23 protein-coding genes are annotated in these 25,457 nt (G+C 45.6%); 7 read left to right on the top strand and 16 right to left on the bottom strand.

What is annotated here, in order from left to right; genetic code table 11:
• Window positions 1-97: 97 nt before the first annotated feature.
• The 4 genes from ACMFL8_RS00155 to ACMFL8_RS00170 form a co-directional block, all read right to left on the bottom strand.
• A complete protein-coding gene (locus ACMFL8_RS00155; protein WP_194620548.1) occupies window positions 98-475 on the bottom strand; it encodes a DsrE family protein in 378 nt (125 codons plus the stop codon).
• A 113-nt stretch (window positions 476-588) separates the two neighbouring features.
• Entirely contained in the window at window positions 589-1,131 is a 543-nt protein-coding gene (locus ACMFL8_RS00160; RefSeq protein WP_413189752.1) for an acyl-CoA thioesterase, read from the bottom strand.
• Window positions 1,132-1,177: 46 nt separating this feature from the next.
• Complete coding sequence (locus ACMFL8_RS00165) at window positions 1,178-2,245, bottom strand: YheT family hydrolase (RefSeq protein ID WP_413189753.1); 1,068 nt, start codon at window positions 2,243-2,245, stop codon at window positions 1,178-1,180.
• A 111-nt stretch (window positions 2,246-2,356) separates the two neighbouring features.
• The gene (locus ACMFL8_RS00170; RefSeq protein WP_413189754.1) at window positions 2,357-2,953 is read right to left on the bottom strand and encodes a YigZ family protein; all 597 of its coding nucleotides are present in this window, start codon (window positions 2,951-2,953) and stop codon (window positions 2,357-2,359) included.
• A gap of 245 nt (window positions 2,954-3,198) precedes the next feature.
• Here ACMFL8_RS00170 and ACMFL8_RS00175 point away from each other — a divergent pair, with 245 nt between their 5' ends.
• Window positions 3,199-3,903: a pseudouridine synthase gene (locus tag ACMFL8_RS00175; RefSeq protein WP_189583776.1), complete on the top strand. Its 705-nt coding sequence runs from the start codon at window positions 3,199-3,201 to the stop codon at window positions 3,901-3,903.
• Between the two features lie 460 nt (window positions 3,904-4,363).
• Window positions 4,364-5,428: a disulfide isomerase DsbC N-terminal domain-containing protein gene (locus ACMFL8_RS00180; RefSeq protein WP_413189755.1), complete on the top strand. Its 1,065-nt coding sequence runs from the start codon at window positions 4,364-4,366 to the stop codon at window positions 5,426-5,428.
• 211 nt (window positions 5,429-5,639) lie between these two features.
• Here ACMFL8_RS00180 and ACMFL8_RS00185 read toward each other — a convergent pair whose 3' ends face one another.
• Window positions 5,640-6,461 carry a PaaX family transcriptional regulator gene (locus tag ACMFL8_RS00185; RefSeq protein WP_413189756.1) on the bottom strand — a complete coding sequence of 274 codons (822 nt, stop codon included), beginning with the start codon at window positions 6,459-6,461 and terminating at the stop codon, window positions 5,640-5,642.
• A gap of 67 nt (window positions 6,462-6,528) precedes the next feature.
• On the opposite strand from ACMFL8_RS00185, the gene ACMFL8_RS00190 reads away from it, so the two are divergent.
• Window positions 6,529-8,181, top strand: a complete 1,653-nt coding sequence (locus tag ACMFL8_RS00190) for an isovaleryl-CoA dehydrogenase (RefSeq protein ID WP_413189757.1) — start codon at window positions 6,529-6,531, stop codon at window positions 8,179-8,181.
• Between the two features lie 82 nt (window positions 8,182-8,263).
• Here the strand turns inward: ACMFL8_RS00190 and ACMFL8_RS00195 are convergent, their stop codons facing one another.
• Window positions 8,264-9,316 carry a homocysteine S-methyltransferase family protein gene (locus ACMFL8_RS00195; protein WP_413189758.1) on the bottom strand — a complete coding sequence of 351 codons (1,053 nt, stop codon included), beginning with the start codon at window positions 9,314-9,316 and terminating at the stop codon, window positions 8,264-8,266.
• A gap of 43 nt (window positions 9,317-9,359) precedes the next feature.
• Window positions 9,360-10,010 (bottom strand): DUF2939 domain-containing protein, encoded by a 651-nt coding sequence (locus ACMFL8_RS00200; RefSeq protein WP_413189759.1) that lies wholly within the window; start codon window positions 10,008-10,010, stop codon window positions 9,360-9,362.
• A gap of 570 nt (window positions 10,011-10,580) precedes the next feature.
• On the opposite strand from ACMFL8_RS00200, the gene dnaJ reads away from it, so the two are divergent.
• From dnaJ to ACMFL8_RS00215, 3 genes are all read left to right on the top strand, one after another.
• Window positions 10,581-11,711, top strand: a complete 1,131-nt coding sequence (gene dnaJ, locus ACMFL8_RS00205; RefSeq protein WP_201589129.1) for a molecular chaperone DnaJ — start codon at window positions 10,581-10,583, stop codon at window positions 11,709-11,711.
• 183 nt (window positions 11,712-11,894) lie between these two features.
• Entirely contained in the window at window positions 11,895-12,743 is an 849-nt protein-coding gene (dapB, locus tag ACMFL8_RS00210; protein ID WP_413189760.1) for a 4-hydroxy-tetrahydrodipicolinate reductase, read from the top strand.
• A gap of 82 nt (window positions 12,744-12,825) precedes the next feature.
• Window positions 12,826-13,728, top strand: coding sequence for a hypothetical protein (locus ACMFL8_RS00215; RefSeq protein WP_413189761.1), 903 nt, complete (start codon window positions 12,826-12,828; stop codon window positions 13,726-13,728).
• Between the two features lie 94 nt (window positions 13,729-13,822).
• Here ACMFL8_RS00215 and ACMFL8_RS00220 read toward each other — a convergent pair whose 3' ends face one another.
• The 8 genes from ACMFL8_RS00220 to erpA all read right to left on the bottom strand — a co-directional run bounded on the left by ACMFL8_RS00220 (window position 13,823) and on the right by erpA (window position 22,413).
• A complete protein-coding gene (locus tag ACMFL8_RS00220) occupies window positions 13,823-14,998 on the bottom strand; it encodes a type III PLP-dependent enzyme (RefSeq protein ID WP_010197659.1) in 1,176 nt (391 codons plus the stop codon).
• Between the two features lie 105 nt (window positions 14,999-15,103).
• Window positions 15,104-15,658 (bottom strand): peptide deformylase, encoded by a 555-nt coding sequence (gene def / locus ACMFL8_RS00225; protein WP_189583749.1) that lies wholly within the window; start codon window positions 15,656-15,658, stop codon window positions 15,104-15,106.
• Window positions 15,659-15,857: 199 nt separating this feature from the next.
• Entirely contained in the window at window positions 15,858-16,112 is a 255-nt protein-coding gene (locus tag ACMFL8_RS00230) for a GlsB/YeaQ/YmgE family stress response membrane protein (RefSeq protein ID WP_010197661.1), read from the bottom strand.
• Window positions 16,113-16,519: 407 nt separating this feature from the next.
• Window positions 16,520-18,025, bottom strand: coding sequence for a UDP-N-acetylmuramate:L-alanyl-gamma-D-glutamyl-meso-diaminopimelate ligase (mpl, locus tag ACMFL8_RS00235; RefSeq protein ID WP_413189762.1), 1,506 nt, complete (start codon window positions 18,023-18,025; stop codon window positions 16,520-16,522).
• A 371-nt stretch (window positions 18,026-18,396) separates the two neighbouring features.
• Window positions 18,397-19,035 (bottom strand): copper resistance protein NlpE N-terminal domain-containing protein, encoded by a 639-nt coding sequence (locus tag ACMFL8_RS00240; protein ID WP_210540962.1) that lies wholly within the window; start codon window positions 19,033-19,035, stop codon window positions 18,397-18,399.
• Window positions 19,036-19,539: 504 nt separating this feature from the next.
• The gene (locus tag ACMFL8_RS00245) at window positions 19,540-20,067 is read right to left on the bottom strand and encodes a disulfide bond formation protein B (RefSeq protein WP_413189763.1); all 528 of its coding nucleotides are present in this window, start codon (window positions 20,065-20,067) and stop codon (window positions 19,540-19,542) included.
• A gap of 74 nt (window positions 20,068-20,141) precedes the next feature.
• Window positions 20,142-21,716 carry a glutamate--cysteine ligase gene (gene gshA, locus ACMFL8_RS00250; RefSeq protein ID WP_194620562.1) on the bottom strand — a complete coding sequence of 525 codons (1,575 nt, stop codon included), beginning with the start codon at window positions 21,714-21,716 and terminating at the stop codon, window positions 20,142-20,144.
• Between the two features lie 316 nt (window positions 21,717-22,032).
• Window positions 22,033-22,413, bottom strand: coding sequence for an iron-sulfur cluster insertion protein ErpA (gene erpA / locus ACMFL8_RS00255; RefSeq protein ID WP_227669969.1), 381 nt, complete (start codon window positions 22,411-22,413; stop codon window positions 22,033-22,035).
• A gap of 432 nt (window positions 22,414-22,845) precedes the next feature.
• Between erpA and ACMFL8_RS00260 the strand changes: the two genes are divergently transcribed.
• The gene (locus tag ACMFL8_RS00260; RefSeq protein WP_413189764.1) at window positions 22,846-24,867 is read left to right on the top strand and encodes an ABC-F family ATP-binding cassette domain-containing protein; all 2,022 of its coding nucleotides are present in this window, start codon (window positions 22,846-22,848) and stop codon (window positions 24,865-24,867) included.
• Between the two features lie 99 nt (window positions 24,868-24,966).
• On the opposite strand, the gene ACMFL8_RS00265 is transcribed toward ACMFL8_RS00260, so the two are convergent.
• Window positions 24,967-25,329 (bottom strand): septal ring lytic transglycosylase RlpA family protein, encoded by a 363-nt coding sequence (locus ACMFL8_RS00265; RefSeq protein ID WP_189583719.1) that lies wholly within the window; start codon window positions 25,327-25,329, stop codon window positions 24,967-24,969.
• Window positions 25,330-25,457 lie beyond the last annotated feature (128 nt).

Raw genomic sequence — 25,457 nt, forward strand, 5'->3', positions numbered from 1 at the left:
AAAATTTCGAGACAAAAAAATGGTCAGCTTCCAAACCATCCAAACGATGACTAAGAAACTGACTCATTCTTATAACTTTGCTTTTTAACTTTTGCTACTAGTTCAACTGCAACGACCCTTTCGCATTCATCAGCAGCTCAACCACATCATCACCACTGATGACCGTGAAGCGTTTATCAATGGCCGATTCTTCTACGCCACCATGTTTCATACATGCGCTACAGACCAATACTTGTCCACCTTTTTCGATAAAGGCTTCTAGTAACTCGCCAGCAGGTTCAAATGGCGCGCCAATATTGACGTCATCTAAAGCGTTCGGCAATGCCAAATGTACCGCATCTACCATCAATATCACTGAGGCAGAATGACCTTTTTTAAGCGCCACGCCTGCCATCGTGAAGGCTAGGGTAATTTTGCTTGGATTTGATTCACTATTATCAAATAATGTACCGACATAATCTGTTGTGTTAATCATATGGTTCTCCTATTAGGGTTTTGTCATAGTAAATAACTGACTGACTAATAGACTACCATTTATTATACTTTTTTATATAGTGTATTGTTATCAAATAGTATTGCTTAAGTTACTTAACCTACTGGTGGCCATGGACGATCACTATCACTCTCTATCCATTCAGCGACATAGCCAGTTGGCGGTAGCTTCCAATCAGACTGATTTAAGGCCGCAAGCACACGTGCCGTTTCGATGACTTTACCGCCTTCGGTCACGCCCGTACGTAATAGGGCAGACGAGCAGGGCTTACCTTTGACCCACATCGACTGCTCGATATACATCCAGCGTTCATCAAAGCCTGCAATGTGCGTTTTCATCGTTACTTTATCAAAGGCGCGAATACGCTTGCGATACTGAATGGTACTGCCTGCGACCACTAAGCCCCAGCGATTTTTTAATAGCTGTTTGCCCAGTCCGGTACGTACCGCAAAGTCCGTACGCCCCATGTCATAGAGGGTTAGCACGCGCCCATTATTCATCTCTAAGAAGTTATCAATATCTGACAACCGGCAGCGCAACTTAATCTCGCTGGTATCTTTAAATGTTAAGGTATTGCCCCTCTTTACTTGCAGCGCGGCATAGGCGATGGTACTGGCATAGCGAAGAAAAGGATACATAGAGCAGTCTCAAAAGTTGAAAGGTAGGATTTAGCGTGTCAGATTATCATTTATTATTAGAAGGTACGCCAATAGAGTTGAAATAAGCACTGACGGTTTCGGGTATCCAATTGATATCGAATTTTGAGGCTTTGGCTTTTTTACCCTTTGCCTGCTCACTCTGTGACTGTTTTTTGTCTGAACGATAACGCAGATAGCCGATATGACCACCGTGCTTAGTGTCGAGGATGGTGACGCTGTCAGACACATCATTTGGCGTGGCGGTAAAGCCGATAAAAGGGTCGTCTTTGGCGCTGATTAATAGTAAAGGCTTGGTTACAGTGATCAAATAAGGGAGAGCAGAAGAAGATTGATAGTAGTGATTGTTGGAGCGGTAGCCATGACGCGGCGCGGTGAAGATATCATCAAAATCGCTGATGCGATTGACCGCTTTGATCGCATCGATTTCTTCTTTGGTGATATCGTTTGCCAATGCTTTTTTGATAATGGGATTGAGTAAGTAGGGCGTGTAGATGCGATGGCTCAAAAAGCTGTGCATACTCAGCGCCGCTGATGACATATCGACGGGAGCAGAGATGACAGCCGAGCCTTTGCAGATGGCTTTATCTCTATACTCGCCCATGTATTTTGCCAAGGCGTTACCACCCAATGACACTCCAGCCGCATAAATATTGGCGTATTGCTCGCTGAGATTTTGTAGCGCGTGATGCACTTCATTGGTATCGCCCGCATTATAAAACACTCGACCATTGGCTGGAATACCGCCACAACTGCGAAAGTGCGCCACCACAAAATGCCAGCCTTGCGCATGCATTTGATACGCTAAAGCGCGCGCATAATGGCTGTCGCTACTGCCTTCCATGCCATGGAACAGCACAATTAAAGGTGTCTGTTCACGCTCGCCATTTTCGGTTGCTTTTACAGGATGCGCATCATAAAAGTCATAAGCGATATCGGTTTCACCTAGTGAGTCTTGCATCACCATCCGACGATAAGTAGGCGTTTTTGGCGCAAAAAACTTGGGCAAGATGCTTTGTAGATGCGGATTGGTCAGCCAAAATGGGGGTTCAAAAGGAGTAGGTGAGAAAGGTTTGGTAAATTTGGAAGTTGACATAAGGTGGTCTTATTTAATTATCATTGAAAAGCAATGAGTCATCATAACGCTAGCAATGGTGAAAACCAATGGTTTTCAGTGAACGTCTGGTTACTCAAAATCATCAATAGTTTAAGGGTCATCCAACACCCGTCCATCCATCGCAAGGCGTTCTTTTAACGTCTCAATATCTGCCTCAGCGAGCGTCACGGTCAGGGTGACTTGCTTACTATAAGTGACCTCATCAATACGACCGTTTAGACTCTCGACCACATAGCGGCATTGGGCTTCGGTGGCAAACTCTGCGAGTATCTGTACTTGCGCCATGGCTACATAAGGGCTTAAGGTCATCTGGTCGACCGCCGCTTGCGCAGAACCTGCATAGGCGCGAGTCAGACCGCCAGCGCCCAGTTTAATACCGCCAAAATAACGCACCACGATGATAATGACGTTGCCAATAGATTTGTGTTGTAGGACATTTAATATCGGACGTCCTGCGGTGCCACTTGGCTCACCGTCGTCGTCGAAGCCTGCACTGGTGGTGTTATCAGGGTCGCCAATGATGTAGGCCCAGCAGTAGTGACGGGCATCGGCATATTGTATACGCAGCTGTTCCACGTGAAACATTGCTTGCTCGCGTGAATGCACCGGATACGCATAAGCGATAAAATCAGATTTCTTGATTTCTAGGCGCGCAGTGACGGCACGTTTTAGCGTTTGATAGCTCATATTTCATCAGGTCTAGGTAGGATATGGTAAACTTGTCTAACTTTCACTGTCGCCATATTGGGTGCAGTGTTCATTTAATTTTTCATTATAGTACCATTTCTCACGCTTAAAGATAACGAGCGAGTCGCGCCTAAGTGCTAATCTAGTAGCCTTGGCGTGGCGGATAGAATTAGCGGTTTCGTTAAGTTCATCCCGTTAGCGGCAGGGTTGGAAGTGGTAACATAACACTGATGGTAGTCAATCGTATGCGTTTAGATAAATTTATTAGTAAGGCCACCGAGCTGTCGCGCAAAGAATCCAAAAAGATTATGCACGCGGGTGAAATCACGGTCAACGATCAGGTAATCAAAGATCCTGGCGTCCATGTCGATATCGTCAATGATGATGTCATGTGGGCAGGCGAGCCGCTGTCGGTCGCAGCGGGCAATCGCTATATCCTATTGCACAAGCCTGAAGGCTTTGAATGTACCTTAAAAGCGAAAGAATACCCCATCGTGACCGAGCTGATTTCGGTACCAGAATTGGGTAGCTTACGTATCGCGGGTCGTTTGGATGTCGATACCACGGGTGCTTTGCTCATCAGTGATGATGGCGGCTGGTTGCACCGTGTCACTAGCCCCAAGCATGAGCATGCCAAAGTCTATGAGCTGACTTTAGCTGATGCGATGGATAGCGCAGCGCAAGAAAATGCGGTCAAAGAAGTCGCCGAAGGAATTCTACTAGAAGGCGATCACGAAGAGACCAAACCTGCCGTCCTTGAGTTCATGGATGAGACGCATGCCCGTCTGACCCTAGAGCAAGGCAAATATCATCAAGTCAAACGGATGATGGGCTACTTTGGCAACAGAGTGACGGAGCTGCATCGTGCCAGTATCGGCCATATCAGTTTAGACGGTCTCGATAAAGGGGATAGCCGCTTCTTAACCGAGGAAGAAGTTGCCAAATTCTAAATTTTTGCCTTATTGAACCCTAAAATAATTTGTGAAAATAAGATTTAACATGAGCAGCCACTATTAAAGTGCGCTGCTTTTTGCTGTCTGTTATTTCTTTCAGCTATAGTCGATACTGAATAAAGTAGATACACGATATAACGCACGAAGCTGGTACAAATTTTTCTTGCTTGCTGTGCCTACGCCGACAGAGGCTGCAAAAAATTATCCCAGCCTCGCTGTATCCTTTTTATATTGACCTATCTATATTGACCTATTTATATTTGTATTGCCTGTCTCTTAAAGCTCAGTAGCAATTTTGCAAATTTGGCCTTTTAATCGCTGTCAAAGTTAGCGCATATGCTAAAGTCCCGTTATCTTTTTAATCTATGTTTTTGCATAATGAAGTGGATGCTTGTTAAAGAAACTTGCCGAACACGTCTGTTAAAACATCTCTTTTATAACAAATGGGACTGTCTCCGTGAAACAATTTTTATTAAAGTCTGCTGGTTTGATGAGCGCGATACTATTGGCGACGACAGCTTGTGCCGAGCCGAGCGCCACTGATGCTACCAATAATAAAATCAGCTCAAGCGCGCAAACCACGCCAGCCGCTGGCACGGTAAGCCAGTCGGTGGACAAGCGCTTGCGCCAGTTGCTAACGCAAGCAGGGATTAAGACGCAGATAACCTCAATTGTGCCTTCTAAGTTGCCCAATATGTATCAAATCAACCTAGCAGGACAGCTGCCATTGCATATCACTGAGGATGGCCGCTATGTCATCCAAGGCGAGCTACAGAAAAACCCCAGCAAGCGCGTAGTAACCAAAACGCCAGTACGCAGTAATCGCGACCAAATAGGCAAGCCGGTTAGTGCTGCTGTCAAATCATCGTTACTTGCCAATATGAGTGCGCTGAAGAATATGAGCGCTAAAACGCCTTTCTTTTATACGGCAGTGCCGGGCGTTATTTGGGGAGCAACGCTAGAAGGAGTGCCTTTCTTGCTATCGGACGATGCGCAGTACATCACTGACAGTGAGATATCCGTCATCGAAAACGGTCAGTTTATCGGGCTTGATGAAACGTTTGAAAAACGCAAAAATCAATCGGTGTTTGCCGCTTTAGACGAGTCGCAATTGATTACTTACCCAGCCATCAGCGCAGAAAAAGCCATTATTTATGTGGCTACCGATGTCAATTGCCCTTATTGCCGTAAGCTACATCAACAATTTCCTATGCTCAATACCAAAGGCGTCACAGTAAAAACCATCGCCTATCCGATATATGAGCAGTCACCTGCGCAAATGCGTGGTATCTGGTGTCAAGCTGATGAGGACAGCCGTCGCAAAGCCCTTAATAAAGCCATGCTGAGTGGAAAAATGACGCCAGCCGCTGCCAGCTGTAATGTTGATTATGTGACGCCCAATCGCGAAAAAGCGGCGGGACTGGCAGTCATAGCCACGCCTGCTATTTACCGTGAGGATGGCGTACTCTACCAAGCGAGCTTTGAGAGTCCTGAGTTTTTAGAGTTTCTAGGTATTAAATAACCTTTAGGCATTAAATAATTTATCGTCTGTCCACTATAAAATATATCCTAAAAACGCGACGATATTGCTGATATCAATGTTTTGTAGCCTATGTCTGTGTATGTATGTGTCTGTCTGCGTAGACACAGCAAGCAAGAAAAAGTGATATCAGCAGTGCGTGATGGTTCGATATTACTTTTCACTGACTATAATGCTTTTAAAATGACCTTTCTCATAAGTTACCTTCCTTAAAAAACGCATACCAAAGCCGACGACCTTCACTATCGAAATGCCTGACGGTATCAAAAAACTGTTGCCGTGCGCGCTCATTGACCAGAGGTGCAGGCAGCAATGGATCAAAAATCACACTGCGGATACCAGCATCACCGAGCATATAGACTTCACGTAAGGCAGTATCACGCGGTAGTGTATCTTTAGCAGCCGACCAGTCATGCAACCGTTGCGAGATTTCTTTATAGCTTGCTTCCAGCTGCATATCGGACCAGAGTGACAACGCCTTGTCCTGTCGAACACCATCAAAGGCGCTGGCTTTAAAGACGGCAGCCTCCTCTCCTAAGCCAAGATCTAACAGTCGCGCGCGTATGGTTTCGACGCCGCCCGATAGATTGTTGGGGCGCAGATAAAGACCGATATCCAGCTCGCGGAAACCTAACAAAGAAAGCGCGCGAGCACGGGCGCGGAGCACTTTACGGTCGCTACGTGGTAGGCCGCCCGTGGTAACAGCAATCCATGAGTTGTCCCACTCTGTCACGCGCTGATCAGCCGTCGACCATGCCGCTACATCAGCACCCAGTTTTTGCCCCTCAGCACCCAAGCGATAAATAGCAGCATCGACTGCCTCGACCAGTCCCGCTTGCGTCAGCCGTGCCATGGTCACGCGCACGCTATTTTCGGTCATATCAAATAGCGCACCTGCGCGAACGGCCTCAGCAGCCGTCAAAGTTTCCTCATCCGCTACAGTCAGTAGTCGCAAAAGGAGAAGGCGCGGCGTTGGCCAAGAAGTATTACTATTTTTGACAATATTTGATTCCATATGTAATATTAACATTGTACTATGGAAGGTACAAGCCAAAGCGATCTATCAAATAAGGATGTTGTCGATGATGAATCAATTCAATACACATGAGGTGTGCAATCAGCCGGTTGCGCTAGAAAATTATAATGCATGGCAGACAGACATAGCCTTGATGGAAGCGGTTGCTCGCGAGGGCGGATCATGGGCGCAGGATCATCTGAGTGCATTTGGCGCTCGTACTGGTGGCGATTTGATTGATAGTGGTTTTGCTGCCAATGAAAATCCTCCTAAACTTTGCAGTTTTGACCGCTATGGTCATCGGATAGATGAGGTCGAGTTTCATCCTGCCTATCATGAGCTGATGGCAGCTGGGATGGAATACGGCATGAGTAGCTTTGCTTGGCGCCATGAAAATCGTGAAGGGTCGCATGTGGCACGGGCGGCGGTGATGTATCTTGGCTCGCAGGCAGATGCGGGCTTTGGTTGCCCGATGTCGATGACTTATGCAGCAATTCCTGCGCTACGCCATGCACCGGCATTGGCAGAAAAATGGTTGCCCAAGCTGTTATCAGCAGAATATGATCCACGTAGCCTACCGATGGAACAAAAGACGGGCTGTACTATCGGTATGGGCATGACTGAAAAGCAAGGCGGCTCAGACCTACGGCGCAATACTACTAAAGCGCTTCGACAAGATGATGGAAGTTATAAGATCATCGGTCATAAATGGTTTTTTTCAGCGCCGATGTGTGACGCGCATTTGGTATTGGCACAGACCGAAGGCGGGCTTAGCTGTTTCTTAGTACCGCGCTTTTCGCCCGATGGCACGCGCAACGCGGTTCGGATACAGCGCTTAAAAGATAAGCTGGGCGATTGGTCCAATGCCTCATCTGAGGTCGAGTTTCATGGCGCGTTCGGTGAATTGGTTGGTATAGAAGGGCGCGGCATCGTCACAATTTTAGAGATGGTGGCGTTAACCCGTTTGGATTGTATGATTGGCTCGTCAGCGCAGATGCGCCAAGCCGTTGTGCAAGCGATTCATCATACCAGCCAGCGCGAGGCTTTTGGCAAACTGCTGGTCGATCAGCCTTTGATGCGCAATGTGTTGGCTGACTTGGCGTTGGAGTCAGAAGCCGCCGTTGCTCTGACCATGCGCGTGGCTCGCGCGGTTGAAATGAGCGGCAAAGATCCGCATGAGACTGCGTTGGCACGCATTGCGACCGCCATTGGTAAGTACTGGATATGCAAGCGTGCACCCGTATTGATCAATGAAGCGCAGGAATGTTTAGGCGGCATCGGCTATGTAGAAGAGAACATTTTGCCACGCCTTTATCGGCAAGCGCCATTGAACTCTATCTGGGAGGGCAGTGGCAATGTGCAGTGCCTCGACGTACTGCGCGCTTTGCGCAAAGAGCCAGAAACGCGTGAAGCTCTATTCGCCGAATTGCAAAATGCTGCTGGCAAGAATGCGCATTATGATGCCGAACTTAAATGCTTGGCGGCACGTTTCGAGGATCTTGAGACGCTTGAGTTTCGAAGTCGCTATGTGATTGAGCGTTTGGCATTGATGCTACAGGCGTCGATTTTTCTGCTGGGAGATCATACAGACATCGCGACGGAGTTTTGCCGCTCGCGCATTGCAGGCGAACACGGGCTGACCTTTGGCACCTTGAGCCCCGACGCACCAGTGGCGCAATTAATTGAACGTGCTGCGGGCGCAACCAAAGCAGTGCTATAGATTATCCAGCTAGCGTGGCGTTGTGTATGGCGATTGTGAGAACTTTAAGGTAACTTGCAGTATAAATACCAGCGTCACTTTTTTACGGTGTATCTTTTATATGCTGCGCAAATAAGGCAATGTGCTCGACGCCAATCCCGCAGCAGCCACCGATGATATCCGCGCCAGATGCTTGCCAAAGTGTGGCCCATTTTAGGTAATGCTCAGGTGTGGTGTCTGTGCGTATTTGGCGCAATTGAGCGTTGGCTTGCTTATGGACTTGCTTGGAAGCAAAGGCATTGGCGTAGACACCAAGTTGTTGCTTGTCTCCTGCTTCGTTGACAATGGCTTTGGCGACCTGCAGTGCTGAATCCATGACCTCAGGTTGACTACAGTTGAAGAGTATTGCCGTCACATTCAGAGCCATCATGGCGCGAACGGCCTCTGCTACTGTTTCGCCAGAACGTAGCGTGGGTGTGGGTTTTCCTAATTTTGCTTCGCTGCTGTTATCAGCGATGTCTAGCTGACTGTCGTCTAGCGTAAAGGCAATCCAAATAGGTTTTGGCGTCGTTTTGTTTTCATTTTCTGTAAAGTCTGTAATCAACTGCTGCCATGTTGTCGCTTCTATAATGCTGCTTTGGGTTTCCACCAGCCAAATATCCACATAAGCTATCTGCGCGGCTAATAATGGACGGGCTATCACCGGTGCTTGCTTTGGGTCGAATAGATCGGGTCGATAAGAACCAAACAATGGCGGCAAGCAACCAGCGATTTTTACGGGGGCTATTATAGGGGCAGCACTGGCAATAGAGGTTACGCTAATAAGCTTTTTGCTTTCTTGTACAGCTTCAAAAGCGAGCTTGGCGGCCGTTTCTATCAGCTGTTCGCCATCACTAAAGAATTTAGCGCCTAAATGGTAAGGGGTCACCGCGTAGCTATTGACCGTGATGACAGTAGCACCGGCTTTTATATAATCTAAATGAATATCACGAACGCTCTCTGGTGCCAAGCTCAGTGCCAGCGCCGACCATTCAGGCTGCCGAAAAGGCGCACCGCGCCGCTCAAGCTCACGTCCCATTCCACCATCTAACAACGTGGTTGGAGGACGAGCGTTAGATTGAGCGTGAATGCCCTGAGGCATTATTTGAGTTGGCATGACAGTCTCACTTCTAAGATAGTGCAATAGTAAATTAGGCGTATTAAGGCAACACGATATCAACGATTTTCCAATGAATCAGACCGTCGCGCTGCATCTCTATCGTGAGCGGGTAGCCTTTTACTTGACCGCTAATAGTGAAACAATTAATACCGCAATAGCTCAATGTCGGCTTGTCACTGTCTGATCCTTGTGCCGCCTGCTGCTCGAGTTCCGCTGCCTGTTTTTTCATGATTTGCTGCATCTGGTTTTGAACCACTGCATTGACATCGCCGCGCTGGATGATTAAGTTTTGAATCAGGTTTTTGAGGTCGACTTGATTGCTCGCGATAGCCCATGCAGCGGCTAGCTCTTTGGTCGCGCTATTGGCTTGACCTTGAGTATTGATGACTTTTTCGATGTTTTGCGGGGTGATGGCACCAGCGACTGCTTGCGTGATAAAGCCATTGGCTGCGTCAGTTAACGGCGCACCGCCCAGCTCAGCAACCAATGGATATTGAGTCATGGTATTGGCAAATTGATCGGTCAATTGAGTTTCGATACTTGGACGCAGCTGCTCATAATCAATGGCGGCAGCGATAGTGGCACCGTCTTTGGCATCGTAAGCGTTTTTGAGTTGATAAGCACTATAATAAGGTGAGCCCGCATAGATGGTCACAGCAATTATGATCAATAAAACCAGCAGTTTTTTCATAAAAATTCTTACCTTATCGCAAACTTAATCGGCATCAATATGGCGCTAAATATTAGCACGACTTAACCTTGGGCGGGTATAAAAAGCTTTGTCCATTTACTACTAGGGCGTGTCCTCAATTCAAGCGATTGTATCTAAATGGGCTAAAAATGTCTAAATTTTATCAAACATCGTCAAACAGCTGATTAATATCCCAATATTATTTGCACTATTTTCCTCGTTTGACTGCAATTTATCTCATTTTTATACCCATTTTTAAAATGAGGACACGGCCTAGCATCTTTTTTGATCTGACCAAACCTAGCGAGTCGGTAATTTCATGGCGTCAAAGCTTGATAAATTACTCAGCTATCTCCATAAATAGCGCAAACTTTTAATAATTGATTTGGCTAAGCAGCATCCCGCCGTATTCGCTTATAAGATTCATACCGTTATTGCTTCCGTTCGCTTGTGTTCTGCTATGTTTCATGTGAAACCTAACAGAACAATCGAGTACAGAAACAAGGCGATAATTGATTTGGTTTGGTGAATCGACCAGCAGGCGGCACTGTAAAGACGATAGGAGAGCCCATGAGTAAGCGCGATTTTTATGAAGTATTAGGTGTCAATAAAACCGCTGATAGTAAGGAAGTGAAACGAGCTTACCGCAAGCTGGCGATGAAATATCATCCAGACCGCAATTCTGATGATCCTGATGCCGAAGACAAGTTTAAAGAAGCGTCGATGGCTTATGAAGTGCTTAGCGATGAAAGCAAGCGCTCCGCTTACGATCGCATGGGGCATTCAGCCTTTGAAAATGGCATGGGCGGTGGCGGCGGTGCTGGTGGCGGCAACTTCCAAGACATCTTTGGCGATATCTTTGGTAACTTTGGCGATATCTTTGGTCAATCACGTGGCGGCGGCGGTGGACGTTCACGTCGCGGCTCGGACTTGCGTTATGTCATAGAGCTGACCCTAGAAGAAGCGGTGCGCGGATGTAAAAAAGAAATCAGCTTTACCGCGCCTGCGCCTTGCGATACTTGTGATGGTAAGGGTGCAAAAAATGCCTCTGATGTCGTGACTTGCCAGATGTGTCATGGTCAAGGTCAAGTTCGTATGCAGCAAGGATTCTTTGCCGTTCAGCAAGCTTGCCCACAGTGTGGAGGCTCTGGAAAACAGATTAGAAACCCTTGTTCTGACTGTCATGGTAATGGCGTCAAAGACAAATCACGCACGCTAGAAGTGTCTATCCCAGCAGGCGTTGACGATGGTGATCGCGTCCGTTTATCGGGCGAAGGTGAAGCTGGCGGCGCAGGCGTGCAAAATGGCGATCTATACGTTGAAGTACGCGTCAAACCGCATAATGTCTTTACCCGTCAAGGTGCCGATCTCTATATGGACGTGCCAGTGAGCATTACCGATGCGGCATTGGGTAAAGAAGTTGAGATTCCAACCCTAGATGGCAAAGTCAAAATCAAGGTCGCCGAAGGGACGCAAAGTGGTAAATTATTACGTGTCCGTGGCAGAGGTGTGACGCCAGTACGTACGACTATGAAAGGTGATTTGATCTGCCGTGTGGTCATCGAGACGCCAGTTAATCTGACTCGCGAGCAAAAAGACTTGTTACGTCAATTCCAAGATACGCTCGACGGTGATAGCAAGCATCAACAGTCACCGCATAAAAAATCATTCTTTAAAAAGATTGGTGACTTATTCGATTAACTGAGTTGTTTTAATCACTCGTTTGGTTGAATGACTAGATACAAAACCCCCAGTGTTTCACATGAAACACTGGGGGTTTTTATTGGAAGTATAAAAAACCACTCAGGTGGTGATATTTGCTAAACTTACGACAAATAGCATTCAAAACCTTTCTTATTAATATAGAGCTTTTAGGGTAAAAATATGAGCCAACAGATAACAGCGCAAGAAAATACAAATAAACAAGCCATCAGAGTCGGTGTCATCGGTGCTGGTGGTCGTATGGGGCGTATGCTCATCGAAGCCGTACAAGATAACACGCAAACCACGCTTAACGCCGCGATTGAACGCCAAGGATCTAGCCTTGTGGGTGCAGATGCTGGCGAAGTCGCTGCTATCGGACGTTTAGAGGTGCAAATTGTTGATGATTTGCAGACAGTGATAAATGACATCGATGTGCTGATTGATTTTAGCTTGCCTGATGCCACTGAACAAAATATGCAGATTTGCGCGGCCAACGATGTGGCGATGGTCATCGGCACGACTGGCTTCAATGAGCAACAAGAGCAAGTATTGGCAAAGGCAAGTGAAAAAATTGCCATCGTCTATGCGGGTAATTATTCAACAGGCGTTAATCTGTCATTAAAGTTGCTCGGCATGGCGGCAAAAGCATTTGGCAATGATGCAGATGTAGAAGTCATTGAAGCGCATCATAAGCATAAAATCGATGCACCATCGGGTACGGCTTACATGATGGCAGAAGCGGTCGCAGAAGCACGTGGACAAAACTTAAAGGACGTTGCTGTCTATGGTCGTGAAGGGCAAACGGGCGAGCGCGAAGCAGGCACTATTGGTATTCATGCCATTCGCGGTGGTGAAATCATTGGTGATCATACCGTGATGTTTATTGCTGACGGTGAAGTCGTCGAGATTACCCATCGCGCGCGCGCACGGATGACCTTTGCAGCTGGCGCTGTACGTGCCGCAACTTGGGTTATTAAGCAAAAAGTCGGGCAATATAATATGCAAGATGTTTTGGGTTTGAATGACTAATGTTTGAATGACTAATGTTTGAGTGATTATAGCTTCTTGATTGCTGGTTCGACGGGTGCTGAATAGTGGTGAGGATAGGCGTATGAATAAGGCTAAATTGACTATAAAAGCTAAGCTCAGTAGCGCTTTGACTTCTCTCAAAAGCGCTAGCTACGTACGTCAAACAGCATTTACCCTGACCTTTAGCGTAATCATAGCTATCTTACCAGCCACCGTGCAAGCGGCCACTTACCAAACCTACGTTATTCATACTTATGGTGGTGATGCATTACTGCCATCAGTCCGTCAGCAGCTAAATACCAGTCGCGATGGTGGCACGGTTGCAACCTATCAGGATAAGCTGGTACTCCGCACGACTACCGCTAATTATCAAGCAATACAGCAGCTATTGAGCCAAATTGACCGCCAACCACAAGCGTTAACGGTCGCTGTGCGTGTGGGCAATAATAGCAGTACCCAAGGTAGCATCCAGCAAGGGCAGGTTATTATCACCAATCGAGGTATCCAAGGCGCAGGCGTGATTAACCAGCGCAACAGCCAACAGCAAACAAATAATTTATATCAAGTACAAACGCTGTCAGGCAGTGCTGCGAGTATCAGCACAGGCACGCTCTATGCGCTGACTCAGACTAATACCTACCCAACTTATAATCGCTCGTCGGGACAGATTATTATTCAGCAGCAAGTATTATTGCCAACGACGCAAGGTATTGCCGTTACGCCAAGGCTGCTTGCCAATGGTCAAGTCGAAGTGCAGTTATCACAAGTTGAAGAGAGGCTTGTGCGCTCTAATTCGTCTTATGATCAAAATAGTCATCAAGCCACTCAAGGTCAGCGCTTAAATAGTACCCTTATCGTGCCACGTGGACAGTGGGTGACTATCGGTCAGATTTCACAAAATAGCCAAACCCAACGCTCAACTTATGCAAGTAATCGCGCTATGAATAATACTAACAGCACGCCAATCTGGATAATGGTGCAGTAGCATTGCATGGATTAATATTGTTTTTGGCATAAAAAAGCGCGGCACTGCGAATCACAGTACCGCGCTTTTCTTATTTCTGACCATTCACTGAGAATTAGTCAATATAAATCACTTCTAACGGTGGAAAGCCATTGAACTCAACAGATGAGTAAGAATTAGTATAAGCACCAGTGGTTAGCCAAAAGATTTTATCACCAATTTCCAGCTCTTCTGGCAACTGATAGCCTGCTTCTTCATACATGATATCGGTTGAATCACAAGTTGGACCAGCTAACACGACCGTACCTTCGCTGGTTGACGTTTCCATCTTAGGCGTATAAACCGGATACTTGATCGCTTCACCCAAGGTTTCAATTAAGCCTTGGAATAAGCCCACATCGGTGTATACCCAACGCGTCAAGTCGGTGTTCGATTTACGCGAAATGAGCACCACATCGCTGACCAGCACCCCTGAACCACCAACCAATGAACGACCGGGTTCTAGGATGATCTCTGGCATGTCTTCGTCATTATAGTCATCCGTCAAATAACGAGTGATTTCTTCAGCATAGACTTTTACCGGATTGACTTCACTGATATAGTTCGCTGGAAAGCCGCCACCTAGGTTAATCATTTGCAGCTTAATATCTTCTTCGTTTTTCATCCAGTCAAACATATATTTAACTTTGGCTAAGGCATCATCCCAAGCGGCAACGTCTTTTTGTTGGCTACCCACATGGAACGATATGCCATAAGGTACCAGACCCAAATCACGGGCTTGAATCAACAGCTCAATCGCCATATTCGGATGACAACCAAACTTACGAGATAATGGCCATTCAGCGGTCTCAGAGCCTTGTACTAAGATACGGACAAAGATTTTTGAACCAGGGGCATGCTTAGCAATATTTTTTAAATCGGCTTCTGAGTCAGTTGCATACAAATCAATGCCTTTCTCAAATGCATATTTGACATGTTCTGCTTTTTTGATGGTGTTGCCGTAAGAAATACGCGATGGCTCAACGCCGCAGTCAAGGACACGGTCAAGCTCATAAATGGACGCACAATCAAAGTTTGAACCAAGCTCGGCCAGTAAATTAATGACCTCAACTGCAGGGCTGGCTTTCATCGCATAATGCAACTTGGCGTTCGGAAAAAAACCAACCATTTCATGATATTTGGTTTTAATACGGCTAAGGTCCACCACTAAAAATGGGGTTTCGCGACCTTCGGCAGCTTTGGTGAATTTCTGCCAGCCGGCAGGGTCAAAATATTGGTCAATTTTGATCATGGTAGGAAACCTTTAATAAAAACAATATGTGGTGGATAATAAAAAATAGCGTCGCTCTAGAATGGTCGAGCAAAAAAAACCCAAACGCTCTAAAGACGGGTTGTATCAAGCATTGGTGGTTTGCGGCTGTTTTTCAGCGGATTGCTCGCCTTGTTTTTCACGTATTTTGAGCACTTTACGAACTTTGTCACGCGCTCGAGTTTGTTTGAGACGTGATAAATAATCGACGAATATGACCCCATTCAGATGATCCATTTCATGCTGAATACAGACGGCAAGTAAGCCTTCTACTTCTTCATCGATTTTTTCACCATTCTCATCTAAGGCTTCAATACGCACTTTGTTTGGGCGCTCAACACTGTCATAGACTTCAGGTACAGACAAACAACCCTCTTCGTACGGTTGCTTTTCTTCCACCAATGGCGTGACTTTCGGGTTAACAAAAACCTTAGGAGCATTTTTGTCTTCTGACAAATCGATAACGATGAGCTGAATATGACGATCTACTTGACTGGCAGCCAAACCAATACCTTGGGCATCATACATGGTCTCAATCATATCAGCGATTAAGGTTTTTATTTCAGCAGTGACTTCCTTGACAGGCTTTGCAAGGGTGCGTAAGCGCGGGTCTGGATAGCTTAAGATAGGGAGTAATGCCATACGGCTCACCTCAATAATAAATATAAAATAGTGGAGCTATTATAAGATAAATGGGGACAAAAGTAATGCTTATCAATGCCACCTGTTGATATCGCTGTGTTTATGTCGCTATGAATAAGCGCAATACAGCCAGACAATAAAAAAGGTCTCGCTTATCGCCAGACCTTTTTTTGTCAATCGTATATCACATTAAACGTGATTAGATACGACGCTTGCTCATAATCATCTCATAGATGAACAGCAAGATTATGGCACCAATTACTGAGAATATTAGACCAGTAAAACCACCGTCAGCATTTATGCCGATTAGTCCGGCCAAGAAGCCACCTACTAAAGCACCAACAATACCCAATACAATGGTCATTATCCAACCCATAGGGTCGCTACCTGGCTTGATAGCTCGTGCCAATAAACCTGCGACCAAACCTACAATAATCATCCAAATAAAGCTCATATCATTCTCCTAAATTTATTATCAATTATATGTTATTTATTAATTCGTTTATTAATTTCGATAACTACATTGTAGGGACTGTCTAGAACTAAAGGTAAGCGCGAAATGTTACCAGTGTATGAGCTGTGTGAGGAAAACCCTCGATTTGCTAAGATACACGTAGGATAAGTAAATGAAAGGTTAAGAAGGTAGCGAAGTCGCAAACGTAGCTCATAGTTTATGACTTATGACTTATGACTTATGAGTTATGGCTATTGCAAATGCTGAGACATCCCAAAGTAATCAAAAAGTCTGATAATAAAAAAGCGTTGCTTATTCATAATAAGCAACGCTCTTATTCAAAACCAAATCTATACTAGCTTGGGCGTGTCATCAATTAGCACATTGATACATTTTACATAGCCTTTTTACGTTGCTTTGTTATGTAGCGCAGTTAATAAGCGTTGATGAATACCTTCAAAACCACCATTAGACATAATCACAATGGCATCACCAGCTGTTGCATGCGTGTCGATATGTTCGATAATGGCATCGACACTAGAGAGCACTTGTTGGTTACTCATAGTAGAGTTTGTAGCAGTGGCCTGATCAATGACGTCTTTTAGACCCCATTCTAGTCCTGTCGGCTCATACCACAGTGTATAGTCGGCGAGGGCAGCAGACTCAGCCAAGCTGTCTTGATGAATGCCCATTTTCATGGTGTTACTACGTGGCTCAATGATGGCCCAAATACGTCTGTTCGCCAGTTTCTTTTTGGCACCATCTAACGTAGTGGTAATGGCAGTGGGGTGATGGGCGAAATCATCAAAGACTAAGATGTCATTTACCTCACCGATCAGCTCCATGCGACGTTTAATACCTGCAAAGGCAGACAGTGCCGCGCAAGCCGTTTTGACACTGACCCCAACATTATAAGCTGCCGCAACAGCCACCAGCGCATTATTCACGTTATGAATACCGCTCATCGACCAATCGACGACTCCCGTGGCGTCTTTATCAACAGCGTCAGCAACAAAACTTACGCTAAACTGACCACCATCTTCGCTGATAAGCTCAGCCTGCCACTCGCTGCTATTGTCTAAATTATCATCTTCTACATTGGTAGCGTTTGCTGCTGAATCCAGCACGGTGGTTCGCCAAACGGGTGTCCAAACGCCTTTTGCCAACGTATCCTCTAAGCTGGCAGTCGCTGTCGGCATAATGATTTTACCAGTGCTCGGAATCATGCGCACCATATGATGAAATTGGGTCTGAATGGCATTGAGATCCGCAAAAATATCCGCATGGTCAAATTCAAGGTTATTTAAAATAGCCGTACGCGGGCGGTAATGAACGAACTTTGAACGCTTATCAAAAAATGCAGAGTCATATTCATCTGCTTCAATGACAAAATAGCCAGTATTTGCCGAATCGTCATTATCAATTTTGTCAGCGCCCAAATAACTGCTGTGAGAGAAGACCTGCTGTAAACGCTCATCAGTGGTATCGACAAGTGGCACACCGCCGATTAAAAACCCAGTATCGATACCTGCATAATGTAATATCCAAGCGAGCATGGTCGTCGTCGTGGTTTTGCCGTGAGTACCGGCAACAGCTATCACATGACGCGATTGCAATACCTGCTCAGATAAAAACTGCGGCCCTGAAGTATAGCGTAGACCAGTGTCCAGCATATACTCGATGACATCCATGCCGCGCTTCATGGCATTACCAACGACGACCAAATCTGGCGCTGGTTGCAAATGCGCCACCAGATAGCCTTGCTCAATGGTCACGCCCGCGTTTTCAAGTTGGGTGGACATTGGCGGATAGACATTGGCATCTGAGCCTGTGACCGTATGTCCAAGCTCGCGCGCCAACAAGGCCAACGAGCCCATAAAAGTACCACAAATACCAAGAATATGAATATGCATAGACGTTCCGTGCGAGCTTAAATGAAGAGAATAAAAATACAGTATTATCCCAAAAGTTACCGATATCAACCGTGGCTTTTTAGGACACACTTAACCTAAATGTCGCTATTACTGGTTATACTGCTGTAGCAAGAACTAAAAGTAATCGCCAACCAATCAGGAGGGCAGACAAGGGCTTATTGTAAAGTAAACACTGTTGGATGACCAATAAAAAACGCCTGATAGATAGGCGTCATTCAACGGATGGTTTGGCTTATTTAGCATCATTGGATGCCGCGATATTAGGGTGTGTTTGATCCTTCGACGATGGTATTAAAAGCGCCTATTTATGGCTGTTCAACATGCCCTAAATATTTTGTGCCGCTGCTTTTTTATTTGCGTGACAGCGTGTAGTCGTTGTCAGGTTTTTTATACTCATCTATCATCACCAAATGGTTGTCTTGGATATGGTAAGTTTCGATATTTTTGCTTTCATAAACAATCGTAATCGTATCATTGTCTTGTCTATAGATACCCGACTCAAGCAGTGGCTGGCGCGGCGGCTCAGCATTGTTATAGAGGCTCTTTTTTAGTACTGAGCCATCAGCAAACAAGTTCAGAGTAATGTCGATATTGTCGCAAGACGAGCAAGGAACCATACCACCATAATCGCCCATCAATGTAGCTTGTAGCGCACTATCATTATTTGACTCTGAAATCATCGGTGCGCTACGTGCATGCGTGTCACCAGTGGGCTGTGCGGCGCTAATAAGGGATTGTCCAGTATCTGCATTAGCCAGCGCATCAGCGTTCGCTTGCTCATTGTCTTGCGAGTCATCGGCGACCCCTTGCAGATCAGAGCGCTCCGCATTATCGACGGGGGCAACTTTAGTGCTCACCCCTTTATTAGTCGTAGACGAAGAACTGTCGCAACCGAGAAGTAGCAAACAGATGGGCACCGCTAACAGCAGTCGACCAGAGCGTTTTATGGTTTTAGAAGTAGTAGAGAAAATAGACGTAAGATATATCATGGCATACCAAAAACAGTTTTTAATATAGATTCTAGAAACGTTACGAGTATTGTCAGTTAAGATCGATTTCGCGCTATTATCAGGGACAAAAGCGGACAAGCTTACCGAGACTAAATCAGCATTAGGCGCTGATAGTATGCGTTTATCGGTTGGTATCGATCAATGATAGGGTTAAGCTTATTGGACATGGTGCTTATTAGGCAATGGCTTGCAGTTAATGACAGGATAGCCAAAGCATATCCTTATGCCAACTGTGCACATAAGCTGTCATACAATATCAAAGCATCACAGATGCCTATGTGGACTTTTTGTTATCAAGCGGTATGATAAAGAGGATAAGTGGGATGAAGGGGCAGTGAATGCAGTGAACAAGGGCGTTTAGAATTAGTAATGACGATAAAGAAAGAATAAAAAAATGGCAAACCTCTATATCTAGAGAGTTGCCATTTTATGAAAAGATAAAGGGTTACCGTTTTATTGAACCGTCAATCGCTTCAGTTATCATTAAGCACGACGAACAGCTGCGGTAGGGCGGATGATACGCCACAATATCAGTACGTGTACGATTAATAGAATACTAAAAAGAATCAGTGATTGCTCAGGAATACTTAAGCCCATAAGTGTCCAGTCGACAGAGGCGCATTCGCCAGAGCCTGCAAAAACCTCTTCAAACACTTGCAGAATAGGAAGGGTGTCCATCCAATAGTTCAGACCTGGACCACACGAAGGTACTTGATCGGCAGGTAGATGTTGTAACCAAACATGACGCGCAGCAACCGCAGTCGCCCAGCCAATACCTGCTAAGCTACCAAGCCATAATATGAGTCTTACCACTTTAGATTTTGGATTAAACAGTGCTGATATTAAGGCAAAACCGCCCATTACTATGAGGCCAACACGTTGAAAAATACAAAGTGGGCAAGGTGATAGACCCAGATGGCGCTGTAAATAGAACAGCGCAAAACTCATTCCTATCACTGCCATTAATACTAAAAATACTTGCAAGTTACGATAAGTGGTTAGCTGTTGCATTGGTCGAATACTCTTATAATATAATCAATAAAACACTATCAATAATAAAAACGATGGACAATAACAAAGGTTAATTAGCGGTACTGTTGTAGGAAGTCCATAAAGTCTTCTGTTTCAGCCACTTCAATCTCTGCTTGCTGTAGTATTGATTTTTCAGCCAATACTTCATATTTGGCTTGAGTATTGGGGCTAAGGGTTTGCTGCAATAGAGAGTCACGATGCTGCTGCGCTAGGGTAAAGCCCAGCTGCCATAAACTGCCTAGACGCTTGCTATCAGAGTTTACTTGCGCTGATATGGTCGACTCAGAATGTCCCGCTTTGCCTTGCATCAACGCCACCGCCGCACGGTAATCATTGCCACCATAATGCGCATCGAGTAGGGCTGCTAGTGGTTGCATACGACCTAAGTGCATCAGCATCCAGCTTTCTAGTGACTGCTCCGCACCATTGTTAATGATGTGCAAATTGTCACGGCGACCTTCATTGACCACGCGCTCAAGATTGATGGCCAGAGCTTCTTCCTCTTCAGGCATCAATTCAGGCGAATCATTCAGTAAGCAATACAGCGCCATCACTTCTAAAAAACAAGCGCTAGATAGACGGATACCGATATCGCTATACGGATCAAGATCGATGGCGCGGAACTCGACGTAAGCAATCCCGCGACGCTCAAGTGCCTCGGTAGGCGTCTCGCCACTCATCGCAATTTGTTTAGGACGTATCGGGCTATAGTATTCATTTTCTATTTGCAGAATATGATTATTGATTTGAATAGGATTGCCATCAGCGTCATTTAAACCAAGCTTCTCAAAGCTCTCATGTGGCGTTTGAATCGCACGGCGCAGTCCAGCGACATATTCTGGTAGATAGTTATAGCGGATATCGAGGTGTTCTTGCACACTATTGGTATAGCCAAGCTTGCCCATACGTAGGCTAGTGGCGGCAGGCTTATAATAGGTTGAATCGTTCAGCAGCTCCAAATCGTGCTCGCGCCCTGATATAAAGCAAGGACACACACTTGGACTGGCACCTAGCAAATACAGTACCAGACTGGTCAAACGCTTGAAGTTGCGAATAAGCCCTAAATATTTCTCGTTCTTGAAATCTGTCAACGTTTGGGTTGGGGCGGCGGGTGCTTTCGCTTGCCACGCTTCAAACAGACCATCACCGAAAGATAAGTTGTAATGTAGACCAGCGATGGTCTGCATGCGGCGACCATAACGGATGCCTAGACCACTGCGATATAGGGTTTTCAGCTTACCAGTGTTAGAGCTGCCATAATTCGCCAGCGGGATATCTTCATCTTTGGACGACAGCATACATGGCATAGACAGTGGCCACATCAGCTCACCCTCAGGCATACCTTGATACACCAATACGTGCAGCTGACGCAGCATGTTTAGCGTCTCTTTTGGGGTGGCTTTTGGGTCGGTGATGAGCTCAAGCAAGCTCTCTGAATAATCAGTGGTGATAAACGGATGGGTGAGTTTTGAGCCCAATTTGGCTGGATGCGGGGTCTGTGCCAAAAAACCGTCAGGCTTAACGCGTAAGCCCTCTTTTTCGATACCGCGGAGCATACCCGTTAAATGCTGAGTATCAAACCAATTGGGGATTTCAAAGCTAACAAAGCTAGGCACAAAATTACTCATAATAGTCATCTATTGTTATTTGTTATGGCGGCTCAAAACACGACTGGTGTATGACCATCAAAGAGGTGGGTATTTAGGTTGATAATGACGTCAGTTTAGCTCAAAGCGACCCTGAAAACCACGGACAATTACAAATACAATAAGCTTTAGGCGAAGTGATTTGTCTGGATTTCGGCACTTTTTTTGAGGAAAACTGGTCAAGAATACAGCTTGGTTATTACTACTAGGTCTTTATAAAAAAAGCATCTACCCGAGAGATAGATGCTTCGACTGTCATATTCTGGGCTATTTAACATAGTGCTACAGTCTATTCAGATTAAATAGAGAATGACGAACCACAGCCGCAAGTCGTGGTTGCGTTTGGATTGGTCACGACAAAACGTGCGCCTTCTAATCCTTCGGTATAGTCAACGGTAGAGCCTTGCAGATACTGATAACTTAGCGAATCGACAACCAAGGTCACATCGTCATTGTCAAAGTTGGCATCATCTTCATTCAACTCATTGGCGAAATTAAAGCCATAAGAGAAACCTGAGCAGCCACCGCCAGTCACATAGACGCGTAGCATAAGATCGCTATCACCTTCTTCTTCACGTAGGCGACGTACTTTTTGTGCGGCACTATCGGTTAGGCTTAATATCGTTGGATCTACTGGCTGGCTTGAGCTTGGGCTAAATTGGTTGGCTGATTCGTTCATATCTACCTCAGTTGCTAGGATCAAATGCGGTCGTCGTCCTGTTTGGGTTTGCAACTGACATCGTTGCAAATAAAGATACGCGCGGCGTTTGATTCGATTGGGTGCTGTCGTTATGGCAAAGTCGTTGCAATATTATAAGGTTGGTATTTGGGCTACTACTATTCGGGCTACTACTAATTAATAGTCTGCTGGCATTAATCTTTTGGCAGTATATCATAATGGGGGTGACGATTCGTTTGTCAAGAGTGACAGTCGTCAACGCGGGTTTTATGACAGGCTTTTTTAGTATAATAACTGATTGGTTTTGAAATAGTTATTTAATCGTTTGCCTATAAGGCAAGCGTTTGAAATAATAGCCGCCAGTCAGCATGCCAGATGTGTGTTTTTCTTATTGCCTTATATTTTATATTACTGTTGAGATGAAGAAATTATATGATCGAATTTAAAGACGTTGGTGTTCGCCGTGATGGTCGTGAATTGTTTGCAGGTGCAAGCTTCCAGCTCCATCCGGGCCACAAAGTTGGCTTAACGGGCAACAACGGCACTGGTAAATCGACCTTGTTTGCTTTACTGCTGACTCGAATGGGCACTGGCGATACCGAGGTCACACTTGATAGGGGCGAAGTGAGCATCCCTGATAGCTGGCATGTGGCGCATATGGCACAGGAAGTTGGTGCAAGTAGCCAGTCTGCGATTGATTATGTATTGAGCGGTGATGAGCAGTGGTATGAGATTAATGCCTCTTTGAATGATTTGAGCAGCGTTAGTGATGAGCAGATTGGGGTGTTGCATCAGCAGTTCGACGAAATTGATGGGTATCGCACACCGACCAAAGCCGCGCAAATCATGGCAGGTCTTGGCTTTAATACGAGTCAGCATGAGCTACCGGTAGAAGGGTTTTCGGGCGGCTGGCGCATGCGTTTGAACCTTGCCAAAACCTTGATGAGCCGTGCTGATCTTATGTTACTCGATGAGCCAACCAACCATTTGGATTTGGATGCGATTCTGTGGCTAGAAACGTGGATCAATGCGTTTACCGGTCTAGTAATCGTCATCTCGCATGACCAAGCATTTTTGGATGCGACGGTTGGTCATATTCTTCATGTAGAACAACAAAAAATCACCCTTTATACCGGTAACTATCAGCAGTTTATTCGTACCCGTCATGAGCGTATGGCGCAGCAGCAGCAAGCATTTGAGAAGCAAGAAGCAACTAAGGCGCATTTGGATGACTTTATTCGTCGTTTCCGTGCCAAAGCCAGTAAAGCCAAGCAAGCGCAGAGCCGTATCAAGCAACTTGAGCGTATGGCTGAGCTGTCACCAATGATGGCGGACAACCCGTTCTCGTTCCGCTTTTATGAGCCAGCAAATATGAGCTCACCGCTGATTGAGCTGACCAAAGCAGATATTGGTTATAGCGACGTACCACTGCTGCATAATGCCAATGTGCAAGTAACGCCGGATACGCGTCTCGGCTTATTAGGCATGAATGGCGCAGGTAAATCAACACTTATTAAGGCATTGGTGGGCGAGCTTGGCGTATTAACAGGGACGTATCGTGTCTCTGATACCCTTAAACTTGGCTATTTTAACCAGCATCAAATGGATATTCTTGATGCAAAGGCAACCCCAATAGAGATGTTGCGTCGTCTAGCAGGCAAAACGTCTGATGCGATGCTACGTTCGTTTTTGGGTAGTTTTGACTTCCGTGGAGAGCGCATTGATACCCCAAGTGAATTATTCTCTGGTGGTGAGCGTGCGCGTTTGACGCTAGCATTAATTGTTTGGCAACGTCCGAACGTCCTCGTCCTTGATGAGCCAACCAACCATTTAGACTTGCAAATGCGCCAAGCATTGACCATCGCGCTACAGGGCTTTGAAGGGGCAGTGGTACTGGTTTCGCATGATCGCGAATTGATTGCGAATGTCTGTGATGATCTGTTTTTGGTACATGATGGTATTATCGAAGAGTTTGATGGTGACATCAGCGACTATGGCAAGTGGCTGGCAGAAAAGCGTAAACAAGAGAATGCACCAGATAAAAACACTGGCAAGAAAAAAAGCAAAAAAGAGAGCAAGAAGTTCGTTTCACGTGAAACAACTGACAGTCAAATGAGTAGTAAAGCCTCTACTGTATCCTCAAAAAACAAAGCCGCTGAGCCTACGCTTAGTAAAGAAGAGCAGCGCAAACTGGCCGCCGAACAACGTAAGCTGACCGCACCAATTCGTCGTGAAATTGAAAATACAGAAAAGGCACTGGCTAAAATTGATGCGCAGTTAATTGCTCTAGAAGAAAAACTGGCCAACACGGATCTCTATGAAGACAGCCGAAAGTCCGATTTGTTGGTGTTGCTCAATGAGCAAACCGCGCTACAGCAGCAGCACAGCGACCATGAAGAAAAGCTATTGCTAGCGATGACCACGCTAGAGGAAATGGAAGCAAATGCTCGTTAAGCAATATGGTTAGCACAATTAAGGGCTTATTGTATGGTCGCTAATTGATAAAATCAGACATAAAAAAGGGAGAGCGTTAGCTCTCCCTTTTTTATTACATTATTCCTTACGGTATCTACCATCACCATAAGAGAGTATCTTCATACTGGTCGTACAAAGTTGACAGTCTATCTTACCAGCAGCGGCTTTAGATAAATCAAGAATGCGTCCTCGGATGAAAGGTCCTCTATCCGTAATTTTTACTATCACGCTCTGCTTTGTCTTTCTATTGGTCACTTGTACCTTCGTACCGAATGGCAACGTTCTGTGCGCCGCAGTCAAGGAGTTCATGTTGAAGATACTGCCACTGGCTGTGCGCTTACCATGAAACTTATTACCATAATAGCTGGTGTTACCGGCAAAAACGGTGGTAGTCAGCAGTAGTGATAAAGTGATAACTAAAGACTTGATGAAATAAGACATTTAATACCTTTAAACGATTTATAAAATAGACAGATAAGCTTGCCTATATTATTCATACTCCCTATGAGTATAAACATTATATTCATTTTACAATACATAGCTTGTCATATCCTTACCGTTCTGTAAAA

It is taken from the genome of Psychrobacter sp. AT9 (genome assembly GCF_047272965.1).
In the GTDB taxonomy this organism is placed as follows: Bacteria; Pseudomonadota; Gammaproteobacteria; order Pseudomonadales; family Moraxellaceae; genus Psychrobacter; species Psychrobacter glaciei.